The sequence below is a fragment of the Mesorhizobium sp. M7A.F.Ca.MR.362.00.0.0 genome, assembly GCF_004023175.1.
Lineage (GTDB): Bacteria > Pseudomonadota > Alphaproteobacteria > Rhizobiales > Rhizobiaceae > Mesorhizobium.
In genome coordinates, this window is the sequence record NZ_RZTF01000404.1 from 1 (window position 1) to 5632 (window position 5632).

Annotated in this window: 6 protein-coding genes; 2 read left to right on the forward strand and 4 right to left on the reverse strand. The window is 64.4% G+C overall.

What is annotated here, in order from left to right:
- A partial coding sequence (locus tag EOC06_RS31380; RefSeq protein ID WP_164898831.1) for an HAD hydrolase-like protein occupies positions 1 to 246 on the forward strand: 246 nt, incomplete at its 5' end.
- Here the strand turns inward: EOC06_RS31380 and EOC06_RS31385 are convergent.
- Positions 233 to 1243, reverse strand: a complete 1011-nt coding sequence (locus EOC06_RS31385) for a sugar-binding transcriptional regulator (protein ID WP_127269653.1) — start codon at positions 1241 to 1243, stop codon at positions 233 to 235. The two genes, EOC06_RS31380 and EOC06_RS31385, sit on opposite strands and share 14 nt — an antisense overlap.
- A 159-nt stretch (positions 1244 to 1402) precedes the next feature.
- Between EOC06_RS31385 and EOC06_RS31390 the strand changes: the two genes are divergently transcribed.
- Positions 1403 to 2206 carry a hypothetical protein gene (locus EOC06_RS31390; protein ID WP_128309612.1) on the forward strand — a complete coding sequence of 268 codons (804 nt, stop codon included), beginning with the start codon at positions 1403 to 1405 and terminating at the stop codon, positions 2204 to 2206.
- Positions 2207 to 2220: 14 nt separating this feature from the next.
- Here the strand turns inward: EOC06_RS31390 and ptsP are convergent, their stop codons facing one another.
- From ptsP to EOC06_RS31405, 3 genes are all read right to left on the reverse strand, one after another.
- Positions 2221 to 4200, reverse strand: a complete 1980-nt coding sequence (gene ptsP / locus EOC06_RS31395) for a phosphoenolpyruvate--protein phosphotransferase (RefSeq protein ID WP_128309613.1) — start codon at positions 4198 to 4200, stop codon at positions 2221 to 2223.
- Between the two features lie 56 nt (positions 4201 to 4256).
- The gene (locus EOC06_RS31400) at positions 4257 to 4637 is read right to left on the reverse strand and encodes a PTS glucitol/sorbitol transporter subunit IIA (RefSeq protein WP_013529330.1); all 381 of its coding nucleotides are present in this window, start codon (positions 4635 to 4637) and stop codon (positions 4257 to 4259) included.
- Positions 4638 to 4746: 109 nt separating this feature from the next.
- Positions 4747 to 5632, reverse strand: an 886-nt coding sequence (locus EOC06_RS31405) for a PTS glucitol/sorbitol transporter subunit IIB (RefSeq protein WP_128309614.1), incomplete at its 5' end; no start/stop codon positions are given.

Consider the following 5632-nt stretch of genomic DNA (forward strand, 5'->3'; position numbering starts at 1 on the left):
GATACGGGTAACGCTGCCGCCCAGGCTTTCATAGAGATCGGCCAGACGGCCGGCGAGCCGGACCCTGGCACCGTGGTCTGTGTCGGCGACAGCGTCGAACACGATATATCGGGGGGAAACAGCGCCGGCATCGCCACCGCGCTGGTGCTGAGCGGAATACTGGCGGACACACCGGATCTCGCCGCTGTTTTCGACGAACAGCAGGCCTGGCCGGACTACATCACGGACAGTTTCAGCTTCCGCTGACCGCCTCCAGCATGCGCCGCGCGCTCTCCTCGTCGGTGATCAGGATGGTTGGGGCGATGAGGGTCATGGCGCCGAGCAGCGCTTCGGTTTTCTCCTCGCCACCGGAGGTGAGGATACGGATCGGCGCCTTGCGCAGACGGTCGACATCCACCGACATCACGTGGCTGTTGACCGGATGGTCGACCAGATCGCCGTTGCGGTCGAAGAAATGGAACAGGAGGTCACCCACGGCGCCTCGCGCAAGCAGGGCCTCCCGATCCGCCTCCTTGAGAAAGCCGCCCCGAGAGAAGGTGGTGGCCGAGGCAATCCCGCCGACGCTCAGCAGAACGGCATCGAGCACGTCGGCCATCTCGAAAATCTCCTGCAGGCCGCAGCGCTCGATCAGTGCGATCTTGGTCTCGACGCTGTCGACGACGGCTGGTGTCGGCATCAGATAGCCGTCGCCCTGGAATATCTGAGCGAAGCGCCAGGCGAACTCGGCTGGGTTCACCCGGCGCACGACGCCGACACCGCCAAGCAGCGAAATCACCTTGAAATCGGTGAGCGACTTGGCGCTGATGAAGGGCAGGCTCGAGAACAGCGTCTGCCCCCAGCCGACGCCGACCCGCATGCCGGACTTCATCGTGTCCGACAGGAAACTGCCGGTCTTGGCGCTGATCGCCGGTATCGGATCGGCATTGGGTGCCGAAAGCGGCGCCACCAGCGCCTGCTGCAGCCCGAACGTCTTCTCCAGCGCGCGCTCAAGCCGCACAATTTCCGACAATTCGCTCTCGATGGTGATCTTCACTTCGTTGCGCGCCCGGGCATCCGCCAGCATGCGCACGATGGTGACGCGACCGACGCCGAGCACGTCGGCGATCTCGTTCTGCGTCATCTGTTCGACGAAATACATCCAGGCGGCGCGAATCCTGAGGCGATCCGTTCGGCTTTCGCTGGCGACCTGCTCGGTTGCCTCGCCTCGACCGTCTTCGCTTTCGCCCTGTCGTCGTCTGCCCAAGTCTGTCTCTCCCCCTGCGGCGACGGACGAGCGCGCTGCCGCCGATTCTGCATGCTGGTCTAGTATCGCCTATTGATCTACCAATCGATAGGAACAATGTAGAGAGTGGCGGCTGCCCCGGTTGGCGGCTATCCGCAGCAAATTTCAAGGCGATCCGCGATGCTCCGACAAATCTCCGAAGATGTCCGCGTCAATCTGAAGGATCGGCTGCGGGAAGTCCGCGAAATCATCCGCCAGAGCCGCCATGACGGCAGCGGCGATGCCAGCATCCTACGCGAAGCAACCAGCCATCTGCCGCCGTTTCCGGGCAAGGGCATCGAAGGCCTGCTCAGCCATGCCGCCAGTGCCGTCGACGAGGCGTTGTCGATCGCTGAAGCTTTCGTCCCGCATGAGCGCCCGATCAAAGTGGACGGCACGACGGTAAAGGGCCTCGGCACCTATTTCCCGATCGGCAACGAGGACCGCCAGTTGAGCGCCGAGCGCCTATTCCGGCGCGATATGTATTATCTGAGCAAGGCGGTGCTTGCCGGCCTGAACATCGACAATGCCCGCATCCACGAAGCTGATTTCGCGGCCGTCCATGCCACGATGCGCAAGCGGCATGGCGACCTCCTGGCCGCCTTGGCCACGCCAGGCGCCGGACTGCAGGCAATCGCGGGGATCTGTTCGGCGCTGCTGGTCGAGTGCCTCAGCCAGCGTCCGGTCCGCTTTGCCGAGACCGTGCCGGAAACGCCGGCCGCGATTACCGGCCGGGCGCTCGACATAAGCTGCCTGGCGCCGCTCGCTTTGGCCTGCGGCCTGGCGACCACCGGCAGCGACGGTGCGCCGGAGCCGGATATGCTGGAGATCGCGATATTGGCGGCGGATATTCGCCACGACCGCATCGTTCAGGCCTGCGCCAAGGCAAACCCGATCGCTGAACTGACACCGGTGTTCGCCACCTTGCTTGCCCATCTGCCGTAATTAGCCGGTCTGGGCTAGCCTTCAGCGGCCATGGCCATGATCGCTTTCTTGGCGCGCTGGATGGAAGCCGGGCTCATCGAGAGTTCGGTCAGTCCCATCTTCACGAAGGTCGCAATGAGATCGGGACGGCCGGCCGCCTCACCGCACATGCCGACCATGATACCGGCGGCGACGCCGGCTTTTGCCGTCATTTCGATCGCCGACATGACGGCTGGATTGGTGACATCGTTGAGCTTGGCGACGGTCGGATTGAGCCGGTCGGCGGCCATGATGTACTGGGTCAGATCGTTGGTTCCGATCGAGAAGAAAGCGACCTCCTTGGCCAGCGCCGGAGCGATCAGCACGGCGGCCGGGGTTTCGATCATGACGCCGAGATCGAATGATGCGTGCGGCACGCCTTCGGCTTTCAGCTCGGCCGTGCATTCGTCTACCAGCACGCGCGTCTGCCTGACCTCCGAGAGGTCGGACACCATCGGCAGCATCACCTTGATGTTGCCGTGCACGGCGGCCCGCAGCAGCGCCCGCAGTTGGCGCTTGAAGATGTCGGGCCGGTCGAGACACATGCGGATGCCGCGCCAGCCGAGGAAGGGGTTTTCCTCGTCGGGAAATTCGATGCCGGCAATCGGCTTGTCACCGCCGATGTCGAGCGTGCGCACAATGACCGGATAAGGCGCAAAAGCCTTGGCCAGCGCCGCATAGGTCTCGGCCTGCATGTCTTCTGAGGGCAGATGCATATGGCGCATGAACAAAAGCTCGGTGCGGAACAGGCCGATGCCCATGGCACCAGCCTCTTGCGCCGCTTCGATTTCCTCAAGTGAGCCGATATTGGCCGCGACTTCAATGATCCTGCCGTCGGCGAGCGTCGGCGTCACCGTCTTGAAGATGGTCAGTCCGGCGCGCTCCTTTGCCGCCGCTTCGACGCGGCCGGCGAAATCGGCGCGGGTCGCCGCGTCGGGGTCGATGATCACATGGCCGGTATTGCCATCGAGTGCGACCTCTCGCGCGGTGCGCAAGGCATTGACCTGGCCGCCGAGGCCGAGCACTGCCGGAATGCCGTGCGAGCGCGCGATGATGGCGATGTGCGAAGTGGCGCCGCCATGGCCGCACACCACGCCGCCGATACGCTTCAGCGGCGCGCGTGCCAGATCCCAGGCACCGATGTCGTCGGCGATCAGGATAGCGCCTTCGGGGATGTTTTCGAGGCTGATATCGTCCTGCCCCAGCAACACGAGGCAGATCTGCCGCCCGACCGCATAAACGTCGTCCGCCCGGGCGTTGAGATAGTGATCGTCGACCGCGCTGAATTCGGCGGCAATGGTGGAGGCGGCGGTGATGACGGCGGAGACCGCGTCATTGCCGCCCCTGATCAGGCCCTCGGCCTCACCAGTCAGGCTGTCGTCGGCGGCGATATCGCGCAGCGCAGCGACGATGCCGCGGTCTCCAGCCGACAGGCTGTCCTGCGCCAACGCAAGATCCATGCGGGCCTGGACCGCGCCGACGGCTGTGCGGAACCTGTCGATCTCGCCTTCGATCTCCTCGGCCCGCAACACGCGGCCCCGTCCGGCGATATCGGGTGGGAAATGCGCAAAGGCCGGGCCGATGGCGAAACCTTCGCTGGCGGCCACGCCACGCAGGCGGTTTGCCCCGTCAGGAGCCGCCGGCACGAATCCGGGCGCGGGTGCCGCTTCCTGCCCGGCATCGTTCGCCGGGCTCTGCGCTTCCGCTTCATCATCGAGGCCGGCCCGCGGATTCTCGAGGTAGCCGATCAGCGCCTCGAGCGCCTCGATGGCATCGGCGCCATTCGCCCGCACCGTGACTTCCTGGTTCTCCTTGACCGCCAGCAGCATCAGCTTGACCGAACTCTTGGCGCTGACCGCCTTGCCGTCCTTGACCAGTTCGACGTCGGATTCGAAGCCCTTGGCGAGCTTCACGAACCGCGTCGCGGGACGGGCGTGCAAACCTTCATGCACTCGGACGATGGTCGAGCGTTCCATGGCAAATACTCTGGTTTTGGGCGCCGCTCCCAACATAGGCCGCGGCGCGAATGCTGTCAGGCGGCGATGGTGATGATCGCCCCGGTCTTCAGTGCGGCCACGAGCGCTTGCGGGTCGACTTGCGACGCGCAGATCTCGCCGGGCCTCTCGGCCTCCGTAGCGCCGTTGAACGAAATGACGACATGGCCCATTTCCAGCACCTTGCTCCACGCGCTGGAGCCGACCGCTGTGATAACAGCGGCAACCGGGCCGAGGGTGATCGAAGCGCCCTTGGCGGGCGCTCCGTCACTTGGCCCCTGCTCCGCCTTGTGGAGCACCGAAACCTCGGCAAGCTCCGGCGGCGAGCCATCCGCAAACAGGATGACCACGCCCCCTTCGGCAAGGTCCGCCACTTCGGGGCCGATGGCAGTGACCCGTGTTCTCAGCAGAACCGTCATATGGCGAACCTCATTTTTCTCAACTTTCCCTAGAGCGGTGAACCGCTCTATCTCTTTGTTTTGACGCAATTTCCAAGGGAAAGCACTGTGCGCTTTTCCCGGAGTTGCCTTAGAACACGATCAGACTGACGACCCAGGCGATCAGCACCGAGACCGGCCCCATGATCTGGCGGCTGATGAGCACCGCCGGAACGCCGATTTCGATCGTCTTCGGCTTGGCCTCACCGAGCGCCAGGCCGACAGGGACGAAGTCGCAGCCCACCTGGGTATTGTAGGCAAACAGCGCCGGCAGTGCCATCGCTGGCGAAATCGTGCCGTTGGCGATCTGCGGGCCGATAATGGCAACGCCGATGACCTGCGCGATGACAGCGCCTGGCCCGAGGATGGGCGACAGGAACGGCAGGCCGCAGATCGCCGAGATGATCAGCAGGCCGACGATGTTGTTGGCCAGCGGACCCATCGGCTGCGCCAGCACATCGCCGATGCCGGTATACAGGATCAGACCGATGAGCATGGTCACGAAGGCCATGAACGGCAGCACGTTGCGAATGACCTGATCGATGGTGCGGCGGCCGGCATTGAAGAAGATGCCGACGATACGTCCCATGACGCGGCCGATCGTGCTGATGAGCCCGATCAGCCCACCTTCGCTCGGCAGCGGCTGTGGTGCCGCGGCCGCATTGTTGCTTGAACTCATCGCTGCTGCTCCCCCTGCAGTCGTGATCGTTTCGGATCCGTCCGCCATTGTGATGTTGGCCGGCTTCACGCCCGAAACGTAGATGTCCTCGGTGATGAACTGGGCCAGCGGCCCGGATTGACCGACCGGCGTCAGATTGACGGTCGGGATACGCTTGCGCGGATAGACGCCGCATCGTGCGGTGCCGCCGCAGTCGACGACGACAACCGCCATCTCGCTTTCGATCGGTGGCGCCCTGAAGCCGTCGACGGCTTCGCCACCGGTCATGTCGGCGATGAGCTGCGCCACCGGGTGGATG

What these genes read in the sequence shown, in the direction of transcription:
- EOC06_RS31390 (WP_128309612.1), top strand. Translation starts at nt 1,403, where the DNA reads ATGCTCCGACAAATCTCCGAAGATGTCCGCGTCAATCTGAAGGATCGG.
- ptsP (WP_128309613.1), bottom strand. Translation starts at nt 4,200, where the DNA reads ATGGAACGCTCGACCATCGTCCGAGTGCATGAAGGTTTGCACGCCCGT.
- EOC06_RS31400 (WP_013529330.1), bottom strand. Translation starts at nt 4,637, where the DNA reads ATGACGGTTCTGCTGAGAACACGGGTCACTGCCATCGGCCCCGAAGTG.